Source organism: Streptomyces sp. NPDC107498 (assembly GCF_055582805.1).
The window spans coordinates 1-23,430 of record NZ_JBVJPE010000020.1; the positions used below are offsets into that span (position 1 = coordinate 1).

The 23,430-nt window shown below is 74.2% G+C and carries 19 protein-coding genes; 10 read left to right on the top strand and 9 right to left on the bottom strand.

The window, feature by feature from the left end; genetic code table 11:
• The first annotated feature begins 504 nt into the window (after positions 1-504).
• Complete coding sequence (locus ACZ66Z_RS28755; protein WP_469938273.1) at positions 505-954, top strand: PTS sugar transporter subunit IIA; 450 nt, start codon at positions 505-507, stop codon at positions 952-954.
• Positions 955-1,034: 80 nt separating this feature from the next.
• Positions 1,035-2,705 (top strand): phosphoenolpyruvate--protein phosphotransferase, encoded by a 1,671-nt coding sequence (ptsP, locus tag ACZ66Z_RS28760; RefSeq protein WP_469938274.1) that lies wholly within the window; start codon positions 1,035-1,037, stop codon positions 2,703-2,705.
• A 73-nt stretch (positions 2,706-2,778) separates the two neighbouring features.
• On the opposite strand, the gene ACZ66Z_RS28765 is transcribed toward ptsP, so the two are convergent.
• Positions 2,779-3,669 carry a hypothetical protein gene (locus ACZ66Z_RS28765; protein WP_469938275.1) on the bottom strand — a complete coding sequence of 297 codons (891 nt, stop codon included), beginning with the start codon at positions 3,667-3,669 and terminating at the stop codon, positions 2,779-2,781.
• Positions 3,670-3,692: 23 nt separating this feature from the next.
• A complete protein-coding gene (locus ACZ66Z_RS28770; RefSeq protein WP_469938276.1) occupies positions 3,693-4,982 on the bottom strand; it encodes an MFS transporter in 1,290 nt (429 codons plus the stop codon).
• 45 nt (positions 4,983-5,027) lie between these two features.
• Between ACZ66Z_RS28770 and ACZ66Z_RS28775 the strand changes: the two genes are divergently transcribed.
• The gene (locus tag ACZ66Z_RS28775; protein ID WP_469938277.1) at positions 5,028-6,347 is read left to right on the top strand and encodes an aminotransferase class I/II-fold pyridoxal phosphate-dependent enzyme; all 1,320 of its coding nucleotides are present in this window, start codon (positions 5,028-5,030) and stop codon (positions 6,345-6,347) included.
• Between the two features lie 87 nt (positions 6,348-6,434).
• Here ACZ66Z_RS28775 and ACZ66Z_RS28780 read toward each other — a convergent pair whose 3' ends face one another.
• Positions 6,435-8,060: a serine protease gene (locus tag ACZ66Z_RS28780; protein ID WP_469938278.1), complete on the bottom strand. Its 1,626-nt coding sequence runs from the start codon at positions 8,058-8,060 to the stop codon at positions 6,435-6,437.
• Positions 8,061-8,197: 137 nt separating this feature from the next.
• Here ACZ66Z_RS28780 and ACZ66Z_RS28785 point away from each other — a divergent pair, with 137 nt between their 5' ends.
• Both ACZ66Z_RS28785 and ACZ66Z_RS28790 read left to right on the top strand, forming a co-directional pair.
• Positions 8,198-9,142 (top strand): RNA polymerase sigma factor, encoded by a 945-nt coding sequence (locus ACZ66Z_RS28785; protein WP_469938279.1) that lies wholly within the window; start codon positions 8,198-8,200, stop codon positions 9,140-9,142.
• Positions 9,139-10,227: a CU044_5270 family protein gene (locus tag ACZ66Z_RS28790; RefSeq protein ID WP_469938280.1), complete on the top strand. Its 1,089-nt coding sequence runs from the start codon at positions 9,139-9,141 to the stop codon at positions 10,225-10,227. The genes ACZ66Z_RS28785 and ACZ66Z_RS28790 overlap by 4 nt, the downstream gene beginning before the upstream one ends.
• A 57-nt stretch (positions 10,228-10,284) precedes the next feature.
• Here ACZ66Z_RS28790 and ACZ66Z_RS28795 read toward each other — a convergent pair whose 3' ends face one another.
• Entirely contained in the window at positions 10,285-12,258 is a 1,974-nt protein-coding gene (locus tag ACZ66Z_RS28795) for an acetoacetate--CoA ligase (RefSeq protein ID WP_469938281.1), read from the bottom strand.
• Between the two features lie 215 nt (positions 12,259-12,473).
• Between ACZ66Z_RS28795 and ACZ66Z_RS28800 the strand changes: the two genes are divergently transcribed.
• Positions 12,474-14,870 (top strand): glycoside hydrolase family 31 protein, encoded by a 2,397-nt coding sequence (locus ACZ66Z_RS28800; protein ID WP_469938282.1) that lies wholly within the window; start codon positions 12,474-12,476, stop codon positions 14,868-14,870.
• A 69-nt stretch (positions 14,871-14,939) separates the two neighbouring features.
• Here ACZ66Z_RS28800 and ACZ66Z_RS28805 read toward each other — a convergent pair whose 3' ends face one another.
• A complete protein-coding gene (locus ACZ66Z_RS28805) occupies positions 14,940-15,500 on the bottom strand; it encodes an NUDIX domain-containing protein (RefSeq protein ID WP_469938283.1) in 561 nt (186 codons plus the stop codon).
• Here ACZ66Z_RS28805 and ACZ66Z_RS28810 point away from each other — a divergent pair.
• The 3 genes from ACZ66Z_RS28810 to ACZ66Z_RS28820 are packed head-to-tail and all read left to right on the top strand — an operon-like array spanning position 15,499 to position 18,094.
• Complete coding sequence (locus tag ACZ66Z_RS28810) at positions 15,499-16,398, top strand: M15 family metallopeptidase (protein ID WP_469938284.1); 900 nt, start codon at positions 15,499-15,501, stop codon at positions 16,396-16,398. The two genes, ACZ66Z_RS28805 and ACZ66Z_RS28810, sit on opposite strands and share 2 nt — an antisense overlap.
• Before the next feature lie 38 nt (positions 16,399-16,436).
• The gene (locus ACZ66Z_RS28815; protein ID WP_469938285.1) at positions 16,437-16,910 is read left to right on the top strand and encodes a Zn-ribbon domain-containing OB-fold protein; all 474 of its coding nucleotides are present in this window, start codon (positions 16,437-16,439) and stop codon (positions 16,908-16,910) included.
• A 26-nt stretch (positions 16,911-16,936) separates the two neighbouring features.
• Positions 16,937-18,094, top strand: a complete 1,158-nt coding sequence (locus ACZ66Z_RS28820; RefSeq protein ID WP_469938379.1) for a lipid-transfer protein — start codon at positions 16,937-16,939, stop codon at positions 18,092-18,094.
• Between the two features lie 100 nt (positions 18,095-18,194).
• Here ACZ66Z_RS28820 and ACZ66Z_RS28825 read toward each other — a convergent pair whose 3' ends face one another.
• Genes ACZ66Z_RS28825 through ACZ66Z_RS28840 form a run of 4 tightly spaced genes read right to left on the bottom strand, consistent with a single transcriptional unit; the run spans position 18,195 to position 22,584 of the window.
• Positions 18,195-18,800, bottom strand: a complete 606-nt coding sequence (locus ACZ66Z_RS28825) for a GTP-binding protein (RefSeq protein WP_469938286.1) — start codon at positions 18,798-18,800, stop codon at positions 18,195-18,197.
• A complete protein-coding gene (locus ACZ66Z_RS28830) occupies positions 18,781-19,206 on the bottom strand; it encodes a DUF742 domain-containing protein (RefSeq protein WP_469938287.1) in 426 nt (141 codons plus the stop codon). Before ACZ66Z_RS28830 ends, ACZ66Z_RS28825 begins: the two co-directional genes overlap by 20 nt.
• A gap of 10 nt (positions 19,207-19,216) precedes the next feature.
• Positions 19,217-19,666, bottom strand: coding sequence for a roadblock/LC7 domain-containing protein (locus tag ACZ66Z_RS28835; protein ID WP_189804304.1), 450 nt, complete (start codon positions 19,664-19,666; stop codon positions 19,217-19,219).
• On the bottom strand, positions 19,663-22,584 hold the full coding sequence (locus tag ACZ66Z_RS28840) for a sensor histidine kinase (RefSeq protein WP_469938380.1): 2,922 nt from the start codon (positions 22,582-22,584) through the stop codon (positions 19,663-19,665). The genes ACZ66Z_RS28835 and ACZ66Z_RS28840 overlap by 4 nt, the downstream gene beginning before the upstream one ends.
• Positions 22,585-23,021: 437 nt before the next feature.
• On the opposite strand from ACZ66Z_RS28840, the gene ACZ66Z_RS28845 reads away from it, so the two are divergent.
• The gene (locus ACZ66Z_RS28845) at positions 23,022-23,390 is read left to right on the top strand and encodes a hypothetical protein (RefSeq protein ID WP_469938288.1); all 369 of its coding nucleotides are present in this window, start codon (positions 23,022-23,024) and stop codon (positions 23,388-23,390) included.
• Positions 23,391-23,430 lie beyond the last annotated feature (40 nt).

Sequence of the window (23,430 nt, forward strand, 5' to 3'; positions counted from 1 at the left end):
CTGGCGTTGATTTTTGGCACGCTGTTGAGTTCTCAAGGTGCGGACGCTTCCTTCGGTCCCGATCTCCGGGCCCTCCGGGCGCTTCCTTCGTTTCCAGCTTAGCAGACCCGATTTCCGTTTCTGCCACCCGCTGGAGCGGGCTGCCGGAGTCGAAATTCGCTATTCGCGCTTTCCGTTCCCGGCGGGGTTGAACATTACCAGGCTTTCTCGGTCCCCCTGACCACGTCCCCTGCGAGCACGCAGAGGTGTAGACCACTGGGGTTAGGATCTGGCTTGATAGGTGCTGCCGACCCGCGACTCAAGGCCGCGTTGGGGTCAGGCAGGAGTACGACAGTACATCCCACCGTCAGTAGAGGCAAATCGTTCCGGTAGTCCCTAGCTCCGCACAATTGGTACGTCTCGTGCGGAACCGGGACTTCCCATGACATACGCTTCAGAACAGTATGCGCCGTCCAGGACAGGCAGTGACGGCGCCACACGATCTCCGCCCTTGGGAGGCTTCCCATGACAACCGTGACGTCGCCGCTTGCTGGACGCGCCATCGGTCTCGCCGCAGTTCCCGACCCGGTCTTCTCCGGTGCGATGGTCGGTCCCGGTACCGCCATCGATCCCGTACGTGAGCCCTCCGAGGCCGTCTCCCCCGTCGACGGGGTCATCGTCTCCCTGCACCCGCACGCCTTCGTCGTCGTCGACGACGAAGGACACGGCGTGCTGACGCACCTCGGCATCGACACCGTCCAGCTCAACGGGCAGGGCTTCGAGCTGCTCGTCGGCAAGGGCGACCGGGTGACGCGCGGGCAGGCCGTCGTCCGGTGGAACCCCGCCGGGGTCGAGGCCGCCGGCAAGTCCCCGATCTGTCCCGTCGTGGCTCTGGAGGCCACCGCGGACTCGCTCTCCGAGGTCGTCGAGGACGGCGACGTGAAGGCCGAAGACGTGCTCTTCGGCTGGCACTGAGCCGGTCCGTCCTCGTGACGACCGTGAGTTCGACATTCAACGCGGCGGCCGGGTCCGCCGCTCAATCGGAGACGGGTGAGATGGAGACAACGCTGCGAGGCGTCGGCGTCAGCCACGGAGTGGCGATCGGCGAGGTCCGGCACATGGGTACGGCCGTACTGGAGCCGCCCGCCAAGCAGGTCCCCCCGGACGAGGCGGAGCGCGAACAGGGGCGCGCCCGTCAGGCCGTGGAGGCCGTGGCCGCGGACCTGATCGCCCGGGGCAACCTGGCCGGTGGCGAGGCCCAGGCGGTGCTGGAGGCCCAGGCGATGATCGCCCAGGACCCGGAGCTCATCGCCGACGTCGACCGCCGGATCGCGGTCGGCAGCACGGCCGAGCGCGGCATCTACGACGCCTTCTCGCACTACCGCGAGCTGCTCGCGGGTGCCGGCGAGTACATGGCGGGCCGGGTCGCGGACCTGGACGACGTGCGGAACCGGATCGTCGCGCGGCTGCTCGGCGTGCCGATGCCGGGCGTGCCGGACAGCGACGAGCCGTACGTGCTGATCGCCCGGGACCTGGCGCCCGCCGACACGGCGCTGCTCGACCCGACGCTCGTGCTCGGGTTCGTGACGGAGGAGGGCGGGCCGACCAGCCACAGCGCGATCCTCGCGCGGGCGCTGGGCGTGCCGGCCATCGTGGCGCTGCCGGGCGCGGGTGAGCTGGCCGAGGGCACGCTCATCGCGGTCGACGGTTCCACCGGTGAGATCTTCGTGGAGCCGAGCGAGGAGAAGAAGGCGGAGCTGACGAAGGCGGCCGCCGAGCGCAAGGCCGCGCTGGCCACGTCCAGCGGCCCGGGCGCGACCTCCGACGGTCACAAGGTGCCGCTGCTGGCCAACGTCGGCGGTCCGGCGGACGTGCCCGCGGCGGTGGAGGCCGGCGCCGAGGGCGTCGGTCTGTTCCGTACGGAGTTCCTCTTCCTGGACGACAGCGAGAAGGCGCCGTCCGAGGAGAAGCAGGTCGAGGCGTACCGCCAGGTCCTCGAGGCGTTCCCCGAGGGTCGTGTGGTCGTGCGGGTGCTCGACGCGGGCGCCGACAAGCCGCTGGACTTCCTGACGCCGGCGGACGAGCCGAACCCGGCGCTCGGTGTGCGGGGGCTGCGGTCGCTGCTCGACCATCCGGAGGTGCTGCGGACGCAGTTGACCGCGCTGGCGAAGGCGGCCGAGGGGCTGCCGGTGTACCTCGAGGTCATGGCTCCGATGGTGGCCGACCGTACGGACGCGAAGGCGTTCGCCGACGCGTGCCGTGAGGCGGGGCTGCGGGCGAAGTTCGGTGCGATGGTCGAGATTCCCTCGGCCGCGCTGCGGGCGCGCTCGATCCTCCAGGAGGTCGAGTTCCTGTCGCTGGGGACCAACGACCTCGCGCAGTACACCTTCGCGGCCGACCGTCAGGTCGGTGCGGTGTCCCGGCTCCAGGACCCGTGGCAGCCGGCGCTGCTCGACCTGGTGGCGCTGTCCGCCGAGGCGGCCAAGGCCGAGGGCAAGAGCTGTGGTGTCTGTGGTGAGGCCGCTTCGGATCCGCTGCTCGCGTGTGTGCTGACGGGTCTGGGGGTCACCTCCCTGTCCATGGGTGCGGCGTCGATCCCGTACGTGCGGGCGACGCTCGCCAAGTACACGCTGGCGCAGTGCGAGCGGGCCGCGGCCGCGGCGCGGGCCGCGGACACGGCGCACGAGGCGCGGCTCGCCGCGCAGGCGGTGCTGTCCGGGGAGTGATCTCCCGAGGTGCTCGACGAAGGGGCTTTCCGTCACCTGGTGGTGGCGGGGAGCCCCTTCGTCGTGGGTGGGGTCAGTGGTGGGCGGGCCAGTCGTCGTCGGGGTCGGGGGCGAGGGGAAGGCCGGCGCGGTACTCGACGCCCGGTTCCGGGGAGAGGGGCTCGCCGGTGCGGGCGTCGGTGCAGTAGGCGGCGAAGACCTCGGCCTCGGTGAGCGGGGTGAGGGTGCCGTCGGTGAGGCGCCAGCCGTGGAGCCGGTCGGGGGCGTCGGGCGTGGTGGTGCGCAGGACGATTCCGCCGGGTGACGCGAGGGCGATGCCGGTGGCGAGCACGGCGGTGAACTCCGGTCCTGTGGCGTCCCCGGAGGGTGCGGGGCCGTGGGCGTGGAGGACGGCGAGGAGTTGGTCGTCGGCGGCCTGGACGCTGCAGACGAGGTGGTGGATGCCCGGTCCCGCGGCTTCGAGGAGTCGTAGGAGCAGTCGGCCCGCCCGCTCGTAGGCGGCTTTGCCGATGTCCTTGCCGCAGGTGGCGCAGTCTCCGGCGGTGGCGAGGACGGTGGTGGCGTACTCCCAGGTGGCCTGGCGGACGGCGGTGTCGACGAGCTCGGGGAGGAGGGTGGTGAGGGGCTGGCCGGTGTAGGTGACGTGGGCGCCGGTGGCGGCGAGGTGGGCGGTGAACCGGCTGCGGCTCGCGGGGTGGTCGGGGTCGGTGCCGGTCTCGGCGCACCAGGCCGCGTACTCCTCGGGGTCGAAGAGGGTGACGGTGGTGTGGCCGCCTCGGGTCGAGAGGGTTTTGAGGAGGGCCTCGACCTGCCGGAGGTAGGTGGCGTGGTCGTCGAAGGCGAAGGTCCGGTACCGGCGCATGGCGGCGAAGTCCTGTTCGTCGGCGAGGAGTCCGACGGTGCTGGGGACTTCGCGGCGCAGGGCGCGGCGGAGTCGTGCGGTGGTGGTGGCGGTGCGGGTCATGTCTCCCCCTGGTGACGCTCCGATCAGTGTTCACTCACCGTAACCTTCGCCACTGACAGTGACGGACCGGTGAGGCGCCGGCGGACGAAGTGGTTCTGGGCGGCGGTGGTGGCGACCAGGACGGCGCCGAGGAGGGGCCAGGCCAGGGGGCCCGCGGAGACGAGGCCGGTCATGAGGAGGGGGCCGGCGAAGCGCTGGGTGGACTGGGCGAGGCCGTGGACTCCGAGGTAGGCGCCCTGGGCGTCGTCGGGGGCGAGGGCGACGGAGATCTCCCAGGAGGCGATGGTGTGGATCATCTCGGCGAAGGTGAGGGCGACGGCGGCCGTGACGAGGGCGGCGATCGCGAGGGTGCGGCCACCCAGGGCGGAGACGGCGAGGGCGAGGGTGGCGACGGCGAAGAGGCCGGCGAGGGGGCCGAGCAGGCGGCGGGCGGCGTCGGTGGTGGTGCCGAAGCGGGAGAGGGGGACCTGGAAGAGCACGACCAGGGCGCTGTTGGCCACCATCAGGAGCGGGGCGAGGCCGACGGGGGCGTCGGTGGCGTGGACGATCCAGAGCGGCAGGGCGACTTGGAGGATCGAGTCGTGGAGGAAGAAGACGGCGTCACCGGTGGTGAAGGCGAGGAAGCCGCGGTCGCGCCAGGGGTTGGAGGGCTTGGTGGCGGGGGCCGGGTCGGTGGAGGCGGCGGCGACGCGGGAGGCGGTGGGGGTGGGGGGTTCGGCGCAGCGGAGGGTGAGGGCGGCCATCAGGAGGTAGGACAGAGCGTCGCCGACGAGCAGGAGCTGGAAGGCGGTGGTGGAGCCGACGGCGAGTGCGGCGGCTGCGCCGAGGCCGCCGAGGGTCCAGCCGATGTTGGAGGTGGTGCGGTTGACGGCCTGGTAGCGGATGCGGTCGGGGCCGGCGACGCGGGCCGCGTAGAGCTTGGTGAGGACGTTGGTGGCGCGGTCGGGGAGGGCGCCGGCCGCGGAGAAGAGGACGAGCAGCGCGTAGTCGTCGGTGGTGAGGAGGGCGAGGAGGGCGGCGGCACGGAGGAGTTGGGTGCAGATGATGACGCGGACGAGGGGGAAGCGGTCCGCGAGGCGGCCGCCGAGGGGGGCGCCCGCGATGCCCGCCGCGCCGGAGAGGGCGATGAGCAGGCCGACCTGGCCGAGGCCGAGGCCGGTGACGTAGGTGAAGTAGAGGGCCGTGGCCGTGGACCAGAGTCCGGTGCCGCACTTGTCGATGAAGCCGATGAGGAGCATGCGGCGGCCGTCGGTACCGCCGGGGATGCGTTCCTTGAGGGGCGGTCGGGCGGGTCGGACGGTGCTGCGGCTCATGGGTCCCCCTTGCCGATTTCTTTGTATTGATACATACTTGATTACGTGGCAGCACAATATGCGATCGAAGGGGCGACGGCCAAGGGGATTGCCGCGTCCGTGGAGCGGGGCGTGTCCGAGGGCGGGCTCGCTCCGGGCGACGCCCTCCCCCCGGTGCGGCGGCTCGCCGACGAGCTGGGGGTGAGTCCGGGGACCGTCGCCACGGCCTACAAGGAGCTGCGGCAGCGGGGGCTGATCGTCACCCGGGGCCGGGGCGGGACGGTGGTGGCCGAGGTGCCCTCGGCGGTCTCGCGGCGGCCCCCGCGCGTACCGCCCGGTCTGGTGGACCTGTCCGCAGGGTTTCCGGACCCGGCCTTCCTCCCCGTACTGCGGCCCCCGGCCGCCGTCGCCCCGGTGTACGGCTCCCATCGCGCCGCGCCCCGGCTCGCGCGTCTGGAGGTCCTGACCCGGACGTGGTTCGAGCGGGACGGGGTGCCGGCGGAGCACGTGACGTTCGCGCACGGCGCCCTGGACTGCATCGCGCGGCTCCTTTCGACGGAGCTGCGACCCGGGGACGCGGTGGCGGTGGAGGATCCCGGGTTCCACCACGTGCTCGACCTGGTGCCCGCGTTGGGGCTGCGGGCGGTCCCGGTGGCCGTGGACGGCGAGGGGCTCGTACCGGAGTCGCTGCGGGCCGCGCTGCGCGGCGGGGTGCGCGCGGTGGTGTGCAGTCCACGGGGGCAGTGTCCGACGGGGGCGTTCTTCACGCGCGCGCGGAGGGACGAACTGGTGGCGGTGCTCCGGGAGTTCCCCGAGGTGCTCGTCGTCGAGGACGATCACAACGCGGAGGTCGGCGGGGCCGCGGCGTACACGCTCGCGGCGGCGGGGCTCGACAGGTGGGCGCAGGTGCGGACCGTGTCGAAGCACCTCGGCATCGACCTGCGCTGGTCCGGGGTCGCGTGCGACGCGGTGACGCTGGCGCGGCACGACCGGCGGATGGTGATGACCTCGGGCTGGGTCAGTCACGTCCTGCAGGAGACGGTGGCCGGCCTCCTCGCCGACGAGGCCGTACGGGATCTGGTGGCGGCGGGCGAGGAGGCGTACGCGGAGCGGCGCGCGGCGCTGATCGGCGCGCTCGGCGCGCACCGGATCCGTGCGTTCGGGGCGAGCGGCCTGAACGTGTGGGTGCCCGTGCGGGACGAGTCGGCGGTGGTGAACGGACTGCGGACGCAGGGCTGGTGGGTCGCCGCCGGGACGCGGTTCCGCATCGCGGCCCCGCCGGCCGTGCGGATCACGACGGCCAGGCTCTCGGCCGCGGACGCTCCGCGCCTCGCGGCGGACTTCGCCGAGGTCCTGGGGGACGCGCAGGCGACGTACGGCGGGTGACGGTGCGTCGGCCGGCGCCGTGTCCGTGACGCGCGGACGCTCCGGGGAAGGCGTCGGCCCTCCCCGGAGCGTCCGGTCGGTGTCGGTTCAGCGGATGCGGAAGGCGTCGTGCTGGGTCTGGGTGAGGGTGTTGCCCCGGGCGTCGGTGAGTTCGGCGCGGAGCGAGACGGACCTGCCCGGGCCGGGGGTGCGGAATTCCGCCCGGCCGTCGTGGACCGGGACCCGGGTCCAGGTGGCGCCGTCGTCGACGGACGTCGACACCGTCAGGGAGCGGACGCCGGTTTCGGTGGCCGCGCCCTGAAGGGCGACCGGGACGCGGAGCCGGGTTCCCGCCGGGGCGGTGCCGTCCAGGGCGAGGTCGGGGGCGAAGCGGACGGTGCTGAGGGGGAGGGCCGTCGGGCGGGCGGTGGCGGCCGAGGTGAAGGTCCAGGAGGCGGTGACGCGTCCGCCGGCCGCCGTGCCGTCCCCTCGCGTCGCCGAGGCGGTCAGCCGGTACGAGGCCGCCCCGGGGGTGGTGGTGAACTCGGCGCGGCCGGGCTCGCCCCGGCGGGTGCCGATCAGGACGCCGTCGCGGTGGAGCGTGGTGGTCGCGGTGAGGAAGCGCGGTGCGCTCGGGGCGTGGCCGTCCCCGTCCGCGAGCAGCGGGAGGTCGAGCGCGATCCTGTCGCCGTTCCGGACGGCGGCCGGTCGGGCGCCGGGCCCGGTGTCGGGGGCGGGGCCGAAGACGGCGTTGTCGAAGGTGTGGGTGGTGGTCACGCCCGCGTGGACCGCGATTCCGTTCGCCTCGTAACGGTTGGGCGGTGTCCCGGGGGCGGCCGGGCCCGTGAAGGTGACGTCCCAGAGACCGCGCTCCGGGGTGACGAGGACGGTCGCGGTGGCGGGGAGACGAAGGGACTGGGCGAGGCCGACGGTGGGGCCCGCGCCGGGCTGGACGGAGACGGACCCGGTGCCGCCGGCGCCCCCGGGGGCGGCTCCCCGGATCTTCATGGTGGCCAGCCCGTCGGCCGCCGGGTGCCGGACGAGGCCGGTCAGGGCGCGGTCGGAGGTGAAGGTGTAGCCGAGCGCGTAATCGGCGCGGGCGCCGGACCAGTAGGTGTCGAACCACTCCTTGACCGAGCCCGGTTCGGACGCAGGGCCGAGGTGGGCCACGCGCAGGCCCTCGCGGGCCGTCATGATGTTCGCCGAACGGGTGGTCCCCTCGTGGGTGACCTCGACGAACCCGATGCCGTGCAGGCGGCGCGCCCCCGACTCCGGCGGACGGACGTCCACCGGGGCGGTCGTCCGGGCGTCGACGGTGACGGTCGTGTCGCCGTTCAGGTCCAGACGGGGCTGGACGACCCAGTCCGTCCCGGTGGCCGGATCGGGGCCGTACAGCGTGGAGTCGAGCAGGTAGCGCCCCTTGGGCAGGCGCACGGTGACCGTTCCGGACTCGTCGTGGGGAGAGGCCTCCTCCTGCGCGCCCGGGCCCGAGACGCCGGTCACGTGGGTGCGGTAGCCGCCGGTGGCGTGGCCCGCGCGGTCGAGGTGCCGGATCGTCAGCGTGTACGTCTCGGGGGCGCCGGACGCCACCGCGGCGGTCGGGGGCAGGGCGGGGAGGGTCGTGCCCGCGAGGACTCCGGCGAGGGCCAGGGAGCGCAGGACGGTGCGGCGGCCGGGGGTGCGGGGTCCGGAGGTGCCGTCGGACGTGCGGCTGTGTGCCGAGGAATCGTTCATGCCCAGCACTGCTCGCGGCGGGCGGGGCGTTCCCGTGACCTGGGCCACATCGGCAGGCAGGCGGTGGGGGCGGTCCTGTGGTCCAGGTCACGGGAACCCCGTCGAACCAGCGCCCAGTACGAGATGTGGAATCACCTATGAGAGATCGTTTCCGCGCCGGGGACCCCGCGGCGCTCGGCGAGGCGTACGACGAGCACGCGCGTGTGCTGTACCACTACGCCTATCGGGTGTGCGGGGACCGGGCGGCCGCGGAGGACGTCGTGTCCTCCGCGTTCCTGGAGGCCTGGCGCTGTCGGGGGAAGGTGCACGCCGACGGCGGCAGCCTGCGGCCGTGGCTGCTCGGCATCGCGACCAACATCATGCGCGGCGCGGCCCGCGAGGCGCGCAGGCGGGACGCCGCGCTCGCCAGGATCCCCGAGCGCGGCGTCCTGCCGGACTTCACCGACGACGTCCTCGCCCGGATGACGGACGGTGAGCAGATCCGCGCCGCCCGTGCCGCGCTCGGCGGGCTCAAACGGCGCGAGCGCGAGGTCTTCACGCTCGTGGTGTGGGCGGGGCTGGACTACGCCGCGGCCGGGGAGGCGCTTGGCATCCCGGTCGGCACCGTCCGCTCCCGGCTGTCCCGGGCCCGTGAACGGCTGCGGAGGCTCGCCGATGCCGAACTGCGCGCGGCGCGGCGCCGGGACCGGTCCGCCGCTGCCGCGGTCCGCTCGGCCGGGCGGCCCGCCGCCGGTGACGCCCCGGGCGGGGCGGACGGGGCGCGCTTCGCCGCCGAGGGCACACGCGGATCCGTCGCGGTGCCCGGAGCCTCCGGAGTGCCCGGAGTGCCCGGACCTTCTGCGGTGCCCGGGCCTCCCGCGGTGCCGGCGTCGTCGGCGGGCTCCGTGCCCGGCGCCTTGGCGGTGCCCGCGTCCGTGCCGGGGGCCGTGCCCTCGCCGGGCGTCGCGCCCGGGCACCGCGCGGTGCCGGCGTCCTCGTCCGGCGCCGTGTCCCAGCCCCTCGCCGCACCCGGCTCCCCCTCCGTCCGCTCGACCGTCCGCCCGGCCCTCGCGCCCCGACCCACCTCGGAGAACCAGGCATGAACGCCTTCGCCCCCCGCCCGCCGCGCGCCGACGCGGACGAGCTCCTGCGTGCCGAGCTCACCGAGCTGCTGCCCCCGCCTCCGGTGCCCGATCCGACGGCGGAGCGGAACCAGCACCTCAGGCAGGTCGTCCTGCGGACCGCCCTGGCCGACGGGGCCGGCGTGACCGCCCGTCCGGTGCGTGCGCGCCGGCCGCGCCAGGGGTTCAGGCTCGGCTGGATCGCCGCGCCGATGGCCGCCTGCGCGGTCGTCGCCGGCGTCGCCGTGCTCGCCCCCCGGGACGGGTCGACCGGTTCCCCGGGCCGCGTCTCGGCCGGGCGGCCCGCCTCGCCCGAGGCCGTGCGGTTCCTGTCCGGTGCCGCGCTCGCCGCGGCCGCCGCTCCCGCGCCGGACGCCCGGCCCGGTGGGTACGTCTACGTCAAGAGCCTCGTCGCCCACGCGGGGCGCGACGCGGCCGGCGGTCCCGCCGCGCTGCCGCCCGCGCACCAGCGGGAGGTGTGGCTCTCCGTCGACGGCAGCCGGCCCGGTCTGCTGCGCGAGCCCGGCGCCGCCGACACGGAACTCGGCGCCGCGGGACCGGTGTACGAGCTGGACGGTCCCGGCGCGACCCCCCGGAAGACCACCTTGGAGGCGGCGCCCCCGTCCGTCACGAACCCGACGCACGCGTACGTGGCGACCCTCCCCACGGACCCGGCGGCGCTGCTGCGCCTGATCCGGGACCAGACGCGCGCGGACGGGGGCGACGCCGATCAGCGGGCGTTCACCGCGATCGGGACCCTGCTCACCGAGACCTGGGCCCCGCCGGAGGTCACCGCCGCGCTGTACGGGGCGGCGGCGCGGATCCCCGGGGTGACCGTGCTGCCGTCCGCGAAGGACGCGGCCGGTCGCGAGGGCGTCGCCGTGGCCCGGGCCTCCCGCGGTGAGCAGACCCAGTGGGTCTTCGACCGGACGACGTCGGCGTTCCTCGGTGAGCGCACGGTCCTCACCGAGGACACGTCGGCCGGGCGGGCCGGGACGGTCCTCGGGGTCTCGGCCGTGCTCGCCAAGGCGGCCGCCCCCGCGCGCGGCGAGCTGCCGAAGGGCTGACCGGAAAAGGGCAGGGGCCCGCCGGTCCGGTCGGATCGGCGGGCCCCTGCCGTGTGTTCAGCCTCGGCGGTCGGCCGCGAGGGTCTCGTAGAAGTGCAGGAGGTCGAGGTCGTCGACCGAACCGGCGTTGACGGCCTTCGCCAGGGGGGTGCCCTGGAGGAGGCGCTTGACCGGGACCTCGATGCGCTTGCCCGTGAGGGTGTGCGGGACGCCCGGGACCTCGATGATCTCGTCGGGCACGTGGCGCGGGGAGAGTTCGCTGCGGATCGTCCGCTTGATGCGGTCGATCAGCTCCTCGTCCAGGGTGGCGCCGTCCACGAGGTGCACGAAGAGCGGCATCCAGTATCCGCCGTCCGGTTCCTCCAGGCCGATGACCAGGGACTCGCGGATCTCGGGGAGTCGCTCGACGGCCTCGTAGATGTCGGCGCTTCCCATCCGGACGCCCTGGCGGTTCAGGGTGGAGTCCGAGCGGCCGTGGATGACGACCGAGCCCCGGTCCGTGATCGTGATCCAGTCGCCGTGGCGCCAGACGCCCGGGAACATCTCGAAGTAGCTGTCGCGGTAGCGGCTGCCGTCGGGGTCGTTCCAGAAGTGGATCGGCATGGACGGCATGGGGTTGGTGACGACGAGCTCGCCGACCTCGCCGATCAGGGGCTTGCCGGAGGGGTCCCAGGACTGCAGGTCGGTGCCGAGCCCCGCGGCCTGGAGTTCGCCGATGTGGACGGGCAGCGTGGGGACGGCGCCCGCGAAGCAGGAGCAGACGTCCGTGCCGCCGCTGACGGAGGCGATCCACAGGTTCTCGCGGACCTCCTCGTGGAGCCAGCGGAAGCCGTCGGGGGGCAGCGGGGAACCGGTGGTGGCGACGCACTTCACGGCGGAGAGGTCGAAGTCCCGGCCGGGGTGGACCTCCGCCTTGGCGCAGGCCATCACGTACGCGGCGGAGGTGCCGTAGAGGGTGGCGCGGGTGCGTTCGGCGACCCGCCACTGGGCGGCGGTGTCGGGGTAGCCGGGACTTCCGTCGTACAGGACGACGGTCGTACCGGTGAGGAGGCCGGAGACGAGGAAGTTCCACATCATCCAGCCGGTGGAGGTGTACCAGAAGAACACGTCCTCGGGGCCGAGGTCGCAGTGCAGGCCCAGCTGCTTGACGTGCTCGACCAGGATGCCGCCCTGGGACTGCACGATCGCCTTCGGCAGGCCGGTCGTGCCCGAGGAGTACAGGACCCACAGCGGGTGCGCGAACGGCACCTGCTCGTAGACCGGCTCGACGTCCCCGGCGACCAGGTCGGACCAGGCGAGGGTGCCTTCGGGGGCCGGGGTGCCGAGGAGCGGGATGTGGACGACGGCGCGGAGGGTGGGCAGCTCGGCGCGCAGCTCGGCGACGGTGTCGCGGCGGTCGTGCTCCTTGCCGCCGTAACGGTAGCCGTCGACGGTGAAGAGGACGACCGGCTCGACCTGCTGGAAGCGGTCGAGGACGCTGCGGGCGCCGAAGTCGGGGGCGCAGGAGGTCCACACGGCGCCGACGGCGGCGGTGGCGAGGAGGGCGACGACGGACTGCGGGACGTTGGGCAGGTAGCCGCTGACGCGGTCGCCGGGGTTCACCCCGAGGGCGCGGAGCTCGGCGGCGAGGGAGCCGACCTGGCGGCGGAGTTCGCCCCAGGTGGTCGGCGTGGGCTCATGTGTCTCGTCCACATGGAGCAGGGCCGTGTCATGGGGTCGTTCGTCGGCGGCACGCAGGGCGTGCTCGGCGTAGTTGAGGGTGGCTCCGGGGAACCAGTCGGCGCCGGGCATGGAGCGGTCGCCGAGGACCCGCTCGTGCGGGGTGGAGAAGCGGAGGTCGAACCATTCGACGACGGCCTGCCAGAAGGCCTCGAGGTCCTCGACCGACCAGCGGTGGAGCGCCGGGTACCCGCCCTCCGCCGGGGCGCCGTGGTGCTCAGCGGCCCAGGCCTGGAAGCGGGTGACGGCGGCCGTGGCGATGCGTTCCTCGTCCGGCTGCCAGAGCGGCTCGGTCGGCGCTGCTGATGTCATTTGGGGCGGCTCCCTGGCTGTACGCGGGTCTGCGTGTGTCTCGCGCACGTGCTGGGGTGTGCGCGTGACGCGGCTGACAGGACGATGCCATGTGATCGTCGATCGCACCAGGTCTGCCCGCCCATGGTCGGGCAGTTGAACATGTGCTCCCACCACGGGTGAACGGCAGCTGAACGGAACCGGTTCGTGCTCCGGCGAGTGGCAGGGTGAGCTGCATGGACGGTCGTGAACTGGTGCGTTCGATGAAGGTGTTCGGTTCGGTGCAGGGCTTGCGTGCGGTGTGGTCGGCGTGGCGGCAGCGCCGTACGGACGTGTGGGGGCTGCCGCCCAGGGGGGCGGAGCGGGCCAGGGTGCCGGGGCTCGCGGTGCAGGCGGAGCCGGCTCCGGGCGGAGGAACCGTCCGGTTCGCCCGGTCCTCGCTCCGGATCCGCGTGTCCTCGGGCGGCACGGTGTTCTGGGGGTGGGACGGGGCGGGCCCGCTTCCCTCGTACGCCCTGGCGGGCGAGGCGCCCGACGCGGATCCGCGGGCCTCCCTCGAACCGGACACCGACGGCGGGTGGCGGATCGTGTCGGAGCGGGTGACGGTGACGGTCTCCCGGCACGGGGCGGTGGAGCTCCGGACCCCGGGCGGGGTGCTGCTCCGCCGGGACCTGCCGCCGCGCTGGTGGGAGCCCGTGACGGGCGAGGGCCCCGCGTCGGGTGCGGGCGGGGGTGCCGGGCCGGGGGCGTCGGGGGACGCGCGGTGGGTGCAGCGCAGCGAGGTGCCGGCCGACGCCCGGTTCTTCGGGCTCGGCGGACGGGCGGCGGGGCCGCGCCTGCGGGACGGCTCGTACCGGCTGTGGAACACCGATCCCCAGCGGGGTTTCGACCAGGGGGACGACCCGCTCTACCTGACCATGCCCGTCCAGTTCGTGGTCTCGGACGCCGGTACGCACCTGGCGTTCCACGACAACTCCTGGGACGGCCGGGTCACCCTGGCCGAGGGCGAGGAGGGGGCCGGTTCCGGGCACGACCGGCCGGGGACCAGTGAGGTGCGGATGACGGGCGGGCCGCTGCGCTGCTGGGTGGTCGTCGGCACCCCCGCGCGCGTCCTGCACGGCTGGGCGGCGCTGACCGGCGCTCCCGCGCTTCCGCCGTCCTGGGCGCTCGGGCCGCAGCACGCGCGCTGGGGCTTCGGCAGCGCGCGGGAGGTGCGGCGGGTGGTGGCCGGGTACCGGGAGCGGGGGCTGCCGCTGTCCGCCCTGCACCTGGACATCGATCACTACGACGGACACCGGGTCTTCACGGTCGACCGGGAGCGGTTCCCGGACCTGCCGGGGCTCGCGCAGGAGCTGCGGGAGCAGGGCGTGCGCCTGGTGTCGATCGTGGACCCGGCGGTGAAGGCCGAACCCGGCGACCCGGTGTACGACGGCGGCGCGGCGGCGGACGCCTTCCTCAAGGACGCGCGCGGCCAGGAGGCGCGCGGGGTGGTGTGGCCCGGCGAGTGCGCCTATCCGGACTTCACGGATCCCGCGGTACGGGAGTGGTGGGGCGGCCTGTACGAGGAGCGCCTCCGGCAGGGCTTCGCGGGGGTGTGGCACGACATGAACGAGCCGGTGTCCTTCGTCCCCTTCGGCGACCCGACGCTGCCCCGCTCGACGCGGCACGCGTTGGAGGGCCGGGGCGGCGACCACCGGGAGGCGCACAACGTGTACGGGCTCTCGATGGCCCGGGCCGGGTACGAGGGGCTGCGCCGGCTGCGCCCCGACGAGCGGCCCTTCCTCTTCTCGCGCTCCGGCTGGGCGGGCATGCAGCGGTACGGGGGCACGTGGTCGGGCGACGTGTCGACGGGGTGGCCGGGGCTGCGGGCCTCGCTCGCCCTCGTCCTGGGGCTGGGGCTGTGCGGGGTTCCGTACTCGGGGCCGGACGTGGGCGGTTTCGACGGCAGTCCCTCACCGGAACTGTTCCTGCGCTGGTACCAGTTGGGCGCGTGGCTTCCCTTCTTCCGCACGCACGCGGCGATCGACGCGGGGCGGCGGGAACCGTGGGAGTTCGGCCCCGAGGTCCTGGAGCACGCGCGCGTGGCGCTGGCCGAACGGGAGCGGCTGCGGCCGTACTTCATGACGCTGGCCCGGCTGGCCCGGATGACGGGCGCGCCGTACGTCCGGCCGGTGTGGTGGGGGACGCCCGAGGACCGGGCGCTGCGCGACTGCGAGGACGCGTTCCTGCTCGGCGACGCGCTGCTCGTGGCACCGGTGCTGACGCGGGGCGCGGGCCGGCGGGCGGTGAGGCTGCCGCGCGGGCGGTGGTACGACACGGCGACGGGGCGGGCGTACGAGGGTCCGGGGCAGGTGCTGCTCGACGCACCGCTCTCCCGGGTGCCGGTCCTGGCCCGGGCGGGCGCCGTGCTGCCCGTGCGGGGCGAGGGGGACGGGCTCGTCCTGGAGGTGTGGGCGCCCGCCGCGGGGCGGGCCGGTGGCGGGCTCGTCGTGCGGGACACCGGGGACGGCTGGGAGCCGGCCTCGATCGAGCGGTACCAGTCGCGGCTCGTGGACGGCCGGGTGGTGGTGGAGCGCGTCACGGACGACGGGGTGGAGGAGCCGGGGCTGCCGGTGGTGGTGCGGGGGTTGTGAGGGGGTGGATCCGGTAGGCGGAATCCAGTCCGGCGGATCCGGTCAAACGGGTCCAGCACCCGCCGCCGGTCACCCGTAAGCCCCGCCGAACCACTTCCGCACCGCTTCCGTGTGCAGCGGAAAGGCCAACTCCTCGGGCGCCGTGAGCACGTGGTGGCCGCTCGTCTCGTCCGTCGGGACCGACGGCGGGAGCTGTGCGGCCGGGCGGGGCGGGAGGAGGCCGAAGAGGAGGAGGTGGCCGGCCGGGGAGCTCAGCGCGTCGGCGAGGCGGACCTCCTCGGCCGAGGCGGGGATGCCGGTCTCCTCGCGCAGTTCGCGGGCGACGGCGGCGCGCCAGTCCTCGCCGTGGTCGATGAAGCCGCCGGGCAGCGCGACCCGGCCGCGCGCGGGTTCGATGGTGCGGGTGACGACCACGAGGCCGGTTCCCGGCCCGTCGGTGACGGGGAGGAGGGCGACGGCGACGGGCAGCGGGTTGCGGTAGGCGGTGTGGCCGCAGGCCGGGCAGGTGCGGGGCCAGCCGGCGTCGGGGAGGTGGGCGGCGCCGCAGGCGGAGCAGTGGGTGTCCTTCACGACCCGACCGTACGCGACCGCCCTTTCCCGGCGCTGCCGGAACTGGTAGACGGTGCGCATGACAGGACTCGCAACCGTTCTTCGCACCCTCGCCGTCACGGCCGCGGCCGGGGTGCTCGCCGTCACCGGGACCACCGTCGGAACCGCCGCGCCCGCTCCCCCGGCCCCGGCTTCGGCCACGCCGGAGCCCGAGGCGCCACCGGAGCCCGAGGCGCCACCGGAGCCCGAGGCGCCACGGGAGTTCGTGTCCCTGCGCTCCGTGGACCGGACGATCCTCCAGGAGATGCGCTACACGACCGAGCACAACTTCGTCGGCGGGCCGGTGGACGGCTACCGGCAGCCGCTGTGCATCCTGACCCGTCCGGCGGCCGAGGCGCTGCACCGCGCGCAGCTCCGGCTGCTCGCCCGGGGGTACACGCTGAAGGTGTACGACTGCTACCGGCCGCAGCGGGCCGTGGACCACTTCGTGCGCTGGGCGAAGGACCTGGAGGACGAGCGGATGAAGAAGGAGTTCTATCCGCTCGTCGACAAGTCGAGGCTGTTCGCGGACGGTTACATCGCGGAGAAGTCCGGCCACAGCCGGGGGTCGACGGTGGACCTCACGATCGTGCGGCTGCCGGCGGCGCCCACGCGCGCGTACGTGCCGGGTGAGGAGCTGGTGGAGTGCTGGGCGCCGCGGGCGGAGCGGTTCCCGGACAACTCGGTGGACATGGGGACCGGGTACGACTGCTTCGACACGCGCTCGCACACCGACGACCCGCGGATCCGGGGCGCGCAGCGGGCCAACCGGCAGCTGTTGGGGGGCGCGCTCGCCGAGCAGGGGTTCGTGAACCTGCCCGAGGAGTGGTGGCACTTCACCTTCGAGCCGGAGCCGTTCCCGGACACGTTCTTCGACTTCCCCGTGGCGCGGAGGTCGGTGGCCGGACACCGCGCCCTTCTCGGCTCCGACCGCCCGTGACATACTTCTGACGCTTCGTCAGATGACGGGAGGCCCCGATGGCACGGACGCGCAGACCGGTGGTGGCCGGGTGGTTCACCGACGACACCGTGCCGGAGGCGGAGTTCCGGCTGCTCGGCACCCGCTGCACGGCCTGCGCGTCGGTCTTCTTCCCGCGCGAGGACGACCGGTGCCGCAACCCCGGCTGCCCGGGCGGCGGCGAGCTGACCGAGGTCCCGCTCTCGCCGCGCGGCCGGGTCTGGTCGTACACCGACGGCCGGTACCGCCCGCCCGCCCCGTACGTCTCCGACCCGGAGGCGCCCTGGGAGCCGTACGCCCTCGTCGCCGTCGAGCTCGCGGCCGAGGCGATGGTGGTCCTCGGGCAGGCGGCGCCCGGCGTGACGACGGCCGACCTCGCCGTCGGGACCGAGGTCGAGGTGGTGCCGGGCGTCCTGAACGAGGACGAGCGGCACACCTGGACCACCTGGAACTGGCGGCCGGTCACCACGGCGGATCAGGAGGAGCGGTCGTGAACGACATCGCCGTGCTCGGTGCCGGGATGCACCCCTGGGGCAAATGGGGACGGAGCTTCGTCTCGTACGGGACGGCCGCCGCCCGCGCCGCGCTCGCCGACGCCGGTCTGCGGTGGTCCGACATCGGTTCGGTCGTCGGCGCCGACACCATGCGGTGCGGATACCCGGGGTACGTGGCGGGGGCGACCTTCGCGCAGGCCCTCGGCTGGCAGGGGGCGCGGGTCACCAGCGTGTACGCCGCCTGCGCCTCGGGCGCCCAGGCCATCGGCACCGCCCGGGCCCAGATCCTGGCGGGGCTCGCGGACGTGGTCCTGGTCGTCGGGGCGGACTCGACGCCGAAGGGGTTCCTCGCCCCGGCCGGCGGCGAGCGGCCCGGCGACCCGGACTGGCTGCGGTTCCGGGTGCTCGGGGCGACCAACCCGGCGTACTTCGCGCTCTACGCGCGCCGCAGGATGGCGCTGTACGGCGACACGATCGAGGACTTCGCCCGCGTGAAGGTGAAGAACGCGGCGGCCGGCGCGCTCAACCCGCTGGCCCGCTACCGCGGGCGGGTGTCCGCCGAGGAGGTCGCGGCCTCCCCCGTCGTCGCCGATCCGCTGCGGCTCCTCGACATCTGCGCCACCTCGGACGGCGGCGCCGCGCTCGTCCTGTCGGGCATGGAGTTCGCACGCCGGCACGGGCGCCCCGACCCGGTCCGGATCCGGGCGGTGTCCACCGTCTCCCCCACGTATCCCAGGGCGGTGCTCGACCTGCCCGACATCGCGACCGACTCGGCGGCGGCCGTCTCCCCCGCCCCGCACGCCTTCCGCGCCTCGATCGCCCGCGCGGCCTACGAGGAGGCGGGGCTCGGGCCCGAGGACCTGTCCCTCGCGGAGGTGTACGACCTGTCCACCGCCCTGGAACTGGAGTGGTACGAGGACATCGGGCTCTGCCCGCGGGGCGAGGGCGCCAAGCTGCTGCGGGAGGGCGCCACGGCCCTCGGCGGGCGCCTGCCGGTCAACACCAGCGGCGGTCTCGGCTCCTTCGGGGAGGCGGTGCCCGCCCAGGCGATCGCGCAGGTCTGCGAGCTGACCTGGCAGCTGCGCGGCACGGCGGGCGACCGGCAGGTGCCGGGGGCGAGCGCCGGGATCACCGCGAACCAGGGCCTCTTCGGGCACGGTTCGGCGGTGGTGGCGGTGCGCTGAGCACCGCCGTGCCCCGCCACCGCCATGCCGTCAGGCCGTGCCCCGCCACCGCCGCGCCGGCACCGTCGTGCCACCGCCGTCGTGTCGTCAGGCCGTGCCCTCAGGTCGTCGCGGTCGAAGGAGTCCGGTCCGCGAGGACCAGGGCGTGCTGGACGACCGCCACGAGGACGTCCTTCACGGACTCGCGGTCCCGGGCGTCGCACATCAGCAGCTCCACCTCGGGGTCCAGGTCGAGCGCGCCGCGCACGCTCTCCGCCGGGAACCGCTGGGCGCCCTCGAAGCAGTTGACGGCCACCGTGAACGGGATGCCGCGCCGCTCGAAGTAGTCGATGGCGGCGAAGCTGTCCTCCAGGCGGCGGGTGTCCGCGAGGACGACCGCGCCCAGGGCTCCCTGGGCCAGCTCGTCCCACAGGAACCAGAAGCGGTCCTGCCCCGGGGTGCCGAAGAGATAGAGGACGAGGTCCTCGCGGAGCGTGATCCGGCCGAAGTCCATGGCGACCGTGGTGGTCGTCTTGGACTCGACGCCGTGCAGGTCGTCGACGGGCCGCCCCGCCTCGGTGAGGACCTCCTCGGTCCGCAGGGGCCTGATCTCGCTGACCGCGCCCACCAGCGTCGTCTTGCCGACCCCGAACCCGCCCGCGACGAGGATCTTCAGGGTCACCGGTTCGACGAAGGGCTTCTTGCGGCTAGAGCGCCCGAAGGCCATTGATCACCTCGCGAAGGATGCTCACGTCCGGCAGCTCGGCCGGCGGAACGGGGCGGGTCACATGGACGAGTTCGTCCTCGACGAGGTCGCCGACGAGGACCCGCACCACCCCGACGGGGAGGTCGAGTCCGGCGGCGAGCTCGGCGATCGACTGGGGCTGCTCGGAGCAGCGTTCGACGATCTCCACGTGTTCCGGGGAGAGCGTCTGGTCCCGGCCGGGATCGTCGGCGGCGGGCTCGGGAACGACCACCGCGATCAGGTCGAGCCGGTGGCGGGTGGCGGCGCTCGTCCGGCCGCGGGTCATCGCGTACGGACGGACCACCGGCCCGGCCTCGTCGTCGAACCAGTGGTGGGGGCCGGGGGTCTGGCCCCCTTCCCGCCGGCTGCGCTCGGCTTCGTCACTCATGTCGTCCCACTCACCCTCCCGAGGGCAGGCCGGTCCGGGGAGCCGTCGTGAGGTGGGCCCCGACCCGCTTCACCATCAGCGTCATCTCGTAGGCGACCTGGCCGACGTCCGAGTCGGCGTCCGCGAGCACCGCGAGGCAGCTGCCGTCGCCGGCGGCGGTGACGAAGAGGAAGGCGTCCTCCAGCTCGACGACCGTCTGGCGGACCTTGCCGGCCTCGAAGTGGCGGCCGACGCCCTTGGCGAGGCTGTGGAAGCCGGAGGCCACGGCGGCGAGGTGCTCGCCGTCCTCCCGGGTCAGCTCCTGGGAGGCACCGGTGGGAAGTCCGTCGCTGGAGAGCACCAGGGCCTTGCGGATGGAGCCGACGCGCTGGACGAGCTCGTCGAGGAGCCAGTTCAGCTCGCCGTTTCCGTGTCCGTGTCCGGAGGTCGTGCTGGGTGCTGCGGCGTTCGGTGCGGTCATCGACCGTCCCCCTCGGGTGTCGTTCCTGGTGCTGTCGGGTCGTCCGGCTCTGTGGTGTCCCGCCTGCCGCGCTGCCAGCCGCGCTGCATGGCGGCCATGCGGGCGCGCACCTCCTCGGCGTCGCGCTCGAAGGAGTCGGGCCCCTCGGACCGCGCCGCGGTGCCCGTACGGGCACCGGCGCGGGTTCCCCTCCCCCGGTCGGCCGGGCCCTCGGCCTCGCGCAGCTGGGGCGCGAGGCTGGCCTGGCGGACGCGGCGGGGCAGGCCGCCGAACGGCTCCGGGCCCTCCGGCGGCACGGGCCCCTCCGGCGGTACGGGTCCTTCCGGCGGCACGGGGACGAGGACGGGACCGGCGCCCGGCCCCGGCAGGGTGCCCCGCCCGTCGCCGTGCGGGTGCCCCGGCCGGCCTCCGTGCGGGTGCCCCGGCCCGTCGCCGGCCCGGGCTCCGCGCCGGTCGTCCTGCGGGAGGTCCGTCCGGTGCTCCTGCGGATGCGCGCGGTCCGGCTGCGGCTGGGCGCGGTCGGCCTGGGCGTGGGTGCGGCCCGGCTGCGGGTGCGCGCGGTCCGGCTGGGCGTGGGCGCCGTCCGGCCCGTCGAGGCGGCGGCCGTGGTCCACGACGAGCGTCGGGGTGCGGCGGCGCGGCAGCCGCACGGGCCCGAGGGGCGTGCCGTCGGCGGACGCGTCCTGCTCGCCGCGGCCCGTCGTCCGGTCCGGGGCCTGCTCGTGCTGCTCGCCGGCGGGCGCGAGCCCGGTGCGGCGCCGGGGCCGGAAGAGGCCGCCGCGCTCGCTGTCGCTGTCGAGGAGGTCCGCGGACCGGTCGAGGAGGACGTCGAGGTCCTCGGTGCCGAGCGGTGCCTCCAGCTCGACGGGGCCGTCCAGCGGTCCGGGCGCCTCGGTCACGTCGGGGACCTTCGTGAGGGCCGGCCTGCGGGTGGGCAGGGCGCCGCCGGCCGGGGCGTCGTCGGTCCGCCCCGGCCGCTCCAGGGTCTTGCGGTCGAGCCGGAACCCGGCTCCCTGGGTCTCGGGCGCGTCGGTGAGCAGCGCGGCCGGGATGAAGACGACCGCGGTGGTCCCGCCGTACGGGGAGGTCTGGAGCGAGACCCGGACGTTCTGGCGCTGGGCGAGCCGGCTGACGACGAAGAGGCCGAGCCGGTCGGTGTCCGAGAGCTCGAACTCGGGGGTCTCGGCGAGCCGGAGGTTGGCGTCGAGCAGGGCGTCGGGGTTCATGCCGAGGCCGCGGTCGTGGATCTCCAGGGTGAAGCCGTTGGCGACCCGCTCGCCGAGGACCTGGACGGCGGTGTGCGGGGGCGAGTACACCGTGGCGTTCTCGAGGAGTTCGGCGATGAGGTGGGTGAGGTCCGCGACGGCGGGGCCGCCCACGCCGAGGCGGGGCAGGCGGCGCACCTCGATCCGCTCGTAGTCCTCGACCTCGGCGACGGCGGCGCGGACCACGTCCATGAGTTGGACGGGCTTGCGCCACTGGCGGGAGGGGGCGGCGCCGGACAGGATGACGAGGCCCTCGGCGTGCCGGCGCATGCGGGTGGTGAGGTGGTCGAGGCGGAAGAGGTCGGCCAGCTCGTCGGTGTCCTCCGTGCGCCGCTCCATGGTGTCGAGGAGGGTCAGCTGGCGGTGGAGCAGGACCTGGTTGCGGCGGGCGAGGTTGACGAACACCTCGGAGACGCCGCGGCGCAGTTCCGCCTGCTTGACGGCGGCCTCGACGGCGGCGCGCTGGAGGGTGTTGAGGGCCTGGCCGACCTGGCCGACCTCGTCCTCCCCGTACCGCAGGTGGGGCACCTCGGTCCCGACGTCGACCTGCTCGCCGGCGGCGAGACGGCGCATGACGCTGGGCAGCCGGACGCCGGAGACCTCCTGGGCCTCCTTCTGCAGGCGGCGCAGGTCGCGGACGAGTTCGCGGCCGACGCGGACGGAGATGAAGATCGAGGCGAGCAGGGCGAGGAAGCCGAGGACGCCGGCGACGCCGACCTTGAGGAGGACGCTGTACGCGGCGGGCCGGACGCGGTCCTGGTAGCGGTCGCCCGCGGCGGTGTTCTCGCGGGCGAGGTCGTCGAGGACGGGGCCGACCTGGTCCTGCCAGCGCGCGGCGGTGATGGCGCGGGGCTTGCCGGTGGGGCCCTCTTCGACGATCGCGTTCTCGGCGGTGCGCAGCGGCAGGGTGTCGGGGCTGCGCCAGTACTTCTCGAAGCGCTCGCGCTCGGCGGCGGGCAGGAGTTCGAGGTTGACCTCGTAGAACTGCTCGCGGTTGGCGACGAGGTCGGATATCGCGCGTATCTCCTCGGCGGTGACGCGGTCCGCGACGAGCGCGGAGAGGACGAGGGCGTCCTCGCGGGAGAGCAGCTCCCGCGCGCGCGTGACGCCGACGAGGGCGCGGCCCTGCTTGTCCATCTCCACGTTCTCGAGGGCGTGGAGGGTGATGAGGAAGCTGTAGCAGGGGTCGACGAGCCGGTTGTAGAACTCGAGGGCCTGCATGCGGCCGATGCCGCGGTCCTCGACGGAGCGGCGCAGCGAGGCGAGGCCGTCGAGCGCGTCGAGGAGGGAGTTGAGCCGTTGGGTGGTGACGGGCCGCATCTCCTCGCGCACGCCGGAGTCGGCGGCGTTGGCGCGGATGCGGGCGATCTGCCGGTCGGTGGCGCGGCGGGTCTCGCGCAGGGAGGCGAGGGCGTTGGAGCCACGGGGGTCGGCGAGGTAGATGAGCGACTGCCGGCGTTCGATCTGGATGACCCGGGCGGTGTCCTCCAGGGGGTAGCCGACCTTGTCGACGATGTAGCCGACGTCGAGGAGCTGGTCGGCCTCGCGGCCGGTCAGGACCGTGGCGAAACCCCACAGGCCGGTGAGGGAGACGAGCGGTACGAGCAGCAACGCCACGATCTTCCTGCGGATGGTCTTCCCGCGAAAGCGCATGGCCTCCCCCAGCTCGGCCTCCGTTGCGCCACGGAGGCCCTTCACGTTCGTGACCACCGGCGTCAACACGCGGCGTCAACCTTGAATTTCAACAAACGGCGGCGTGAGCCTACTACTGCATCACGGCCACCCCGAAGGCATGTCCGAGCGATTTTCAGCCTGTCGAGTGAGCCGTGATCATGAGATGTCCTGGTATCGCTGGAGTTGGGATCGACCACTGTGGCGTAGGACACCTGATGGCGTGCCATTTCTCCGGCCTGCACGGATGGCTGGAACTGTCCGTTCCGTCGGTGCGTGGATCTTGTTTCCCCTCGACCGGGCGAAACCTTTTCCCTCTCACGTGCGTCAATAGGAACGGGGAGGGCTCTGTCCGTGTAAAGGCGCTCAAGACGGGCACCCGACCCTGAAGTCGTTCAGTGGTGGGGAGTGACGGGACAATGGAACACGAGGCGCGGTCGGCGCGGCAGTTGTGGGTGGAGGAGGAGCGGGGCCGACGGCGGATGCCCGATCCGGTGCGCAACGCCGCCGTGCGGGCCGTGATGATCACGTCGGTGACGCTCATCCAGGCCGTGGTGGCCTTCTTCTGTACGGTCGCGGGCGCGTGGCTGGCGTTTCCGGTGACGATCACCGCGGTGGTGTCGACGGTCGTGGCCACCTGGAGCGTTCTCGACGTCTGGATCACCCGCCAGGTGTGGCGCCAGCGCAACGGCGTGGTGTCGGAGCCGAGCAGCACGGCCCGTCCGCCCGTACGGGCGCGGCGCGACGCGGGCCGGACGGAGACGGCGCCGCTGTCCGAAGCGGCGTGAAGGGCGCCGAAACGGTTCGGACGACGGTGAGCGGCCCACC

Coding starts and splice junctions, on each gene's coding strand:
- ACZ66Z_RS28830 (WP_469938287.1), bottom strand. CDS start 19,206: ATGAGTGACGAAGCCGAGCGCAGCCGGCGGGAAGGGGGCCAGACCCCC.
- ACZ66Z_RS28815 (WP_469938285.1), top strand. CDS start 16,437: ATGGCACGGACGCGCAGACCGGTGGTGGCCGGGTGGTTCACCGACGAC.
- ACZ66Z_RS28755 (WP_469938273.1), top strand. CDS start 505: ATGACAACCGTGACGTCGCCGCTTGCTGGACGCGCCATCGGTCTCGCC.
- ptsP (WP_469938274.1), top strand. CDS start 1,035: ATGGAGACAACGCTGCGAGGCGTCGGCGTCAGCCACGGAGTGGCGATC.
- ACZ66Z_RS28805 (WP_469938283.1), bottom strand. CDS start 15,500: ATGCGCACCGTCTACCAGTTCCGGCAGCGCCGGGAAAGGGCGGTCGCG.
- ACZ66Z_RS28820 (WP_469938379.1), top strand. CDS start 16,937: ATGCACCCCTGGGGCAAATGGGGACGGAGCTTCGTCTCGTACGGGACG.
- ACZ66Z_RS28795 (WP_469938281.1), bottom strand. CDS start 12,258: ATGACATCAGCAGCGCCGACCGAGCCGCTCTGGCAGCCGGACGAGGAA.
- ACZ66Z_RS28765 (WP_469938275.1), bottom strand. CDS start 3,669: ATGACCCGCACCGCCACCACCACCGCACGACTCCGCCGCGCCCTGCGC.
- ACZ66Z_RS28780 (WP_469938278.1), bottom strand. CDS start 8,060: ATGAACGATTCCTCGGCACACAGCCGCACGTCCGACGGCACCTCCGGA.
- ACZ66Z_RS28790 (WP_469938280.1), top strand. CDS start 9,139: ATGAACGCCTTCGCCCCCCGCCCGCCGCGCGCCGACGCGGACGAGCTC.
- ACZ66Z_RS28785 (WP_469938279.1), top strand. CDS start 8,198: ATGAGAGATCGTTTCCGCGCCGGGGACCCCGCGGCGCTCGGCGAGGCG.
- ACZ66Z_RS28835 (WP_189804304.1), bottom strand. CDS start 19,666: ATGACCGCACCGAACGCCGCAGCACCCAGCACGACCTCCGGACACGGA.
- ACZ66Z_RS28845 (WP_469938288.1), top strand. CDS start 23,022: ATGGAACACGAGGCGCGGTCGGCGCGGCAGTTGTGGGTGGAGGAGGAG.
- ACZ66Z_RS28800 (WP_469938282.1), top strand. CDS start 12,474: ATGGACGGTCGTGAACTGGTGCGTTCGATGAAGGTGTTCGGTTCGGTG.
- ACZ66Z_RS28840 (WP_469938380.1), bottom strand. CDS start 22,584: ATGCGCTTTCGCGGGAAGACCATCCGCAGGAAGATCGTGGCGTTGCTG.
- ACZ66Z_RS28825 (WP_469938286.1), bottom strand. CDS start 18,800: ATGGCCTTCGGGCGCTCTAGCCGCAAGAAGCCCTTCGTCGAACCGGTG.
- ACZ66Z_RS28770 (WP_469938276.1), bottom strand. CDS start 4,982: ATGAGCCGCAGCACCGTCCGACCCGCCCGACCGCCCCTCAAGGAACGC.
- ACZ66Z_RS28810 (WP_469938284.1), top strand. CDS start 15,499: ATGACAGGACTCGCAACCGTTCTTCGCACCCTCGCCGTCACGGCCGCG.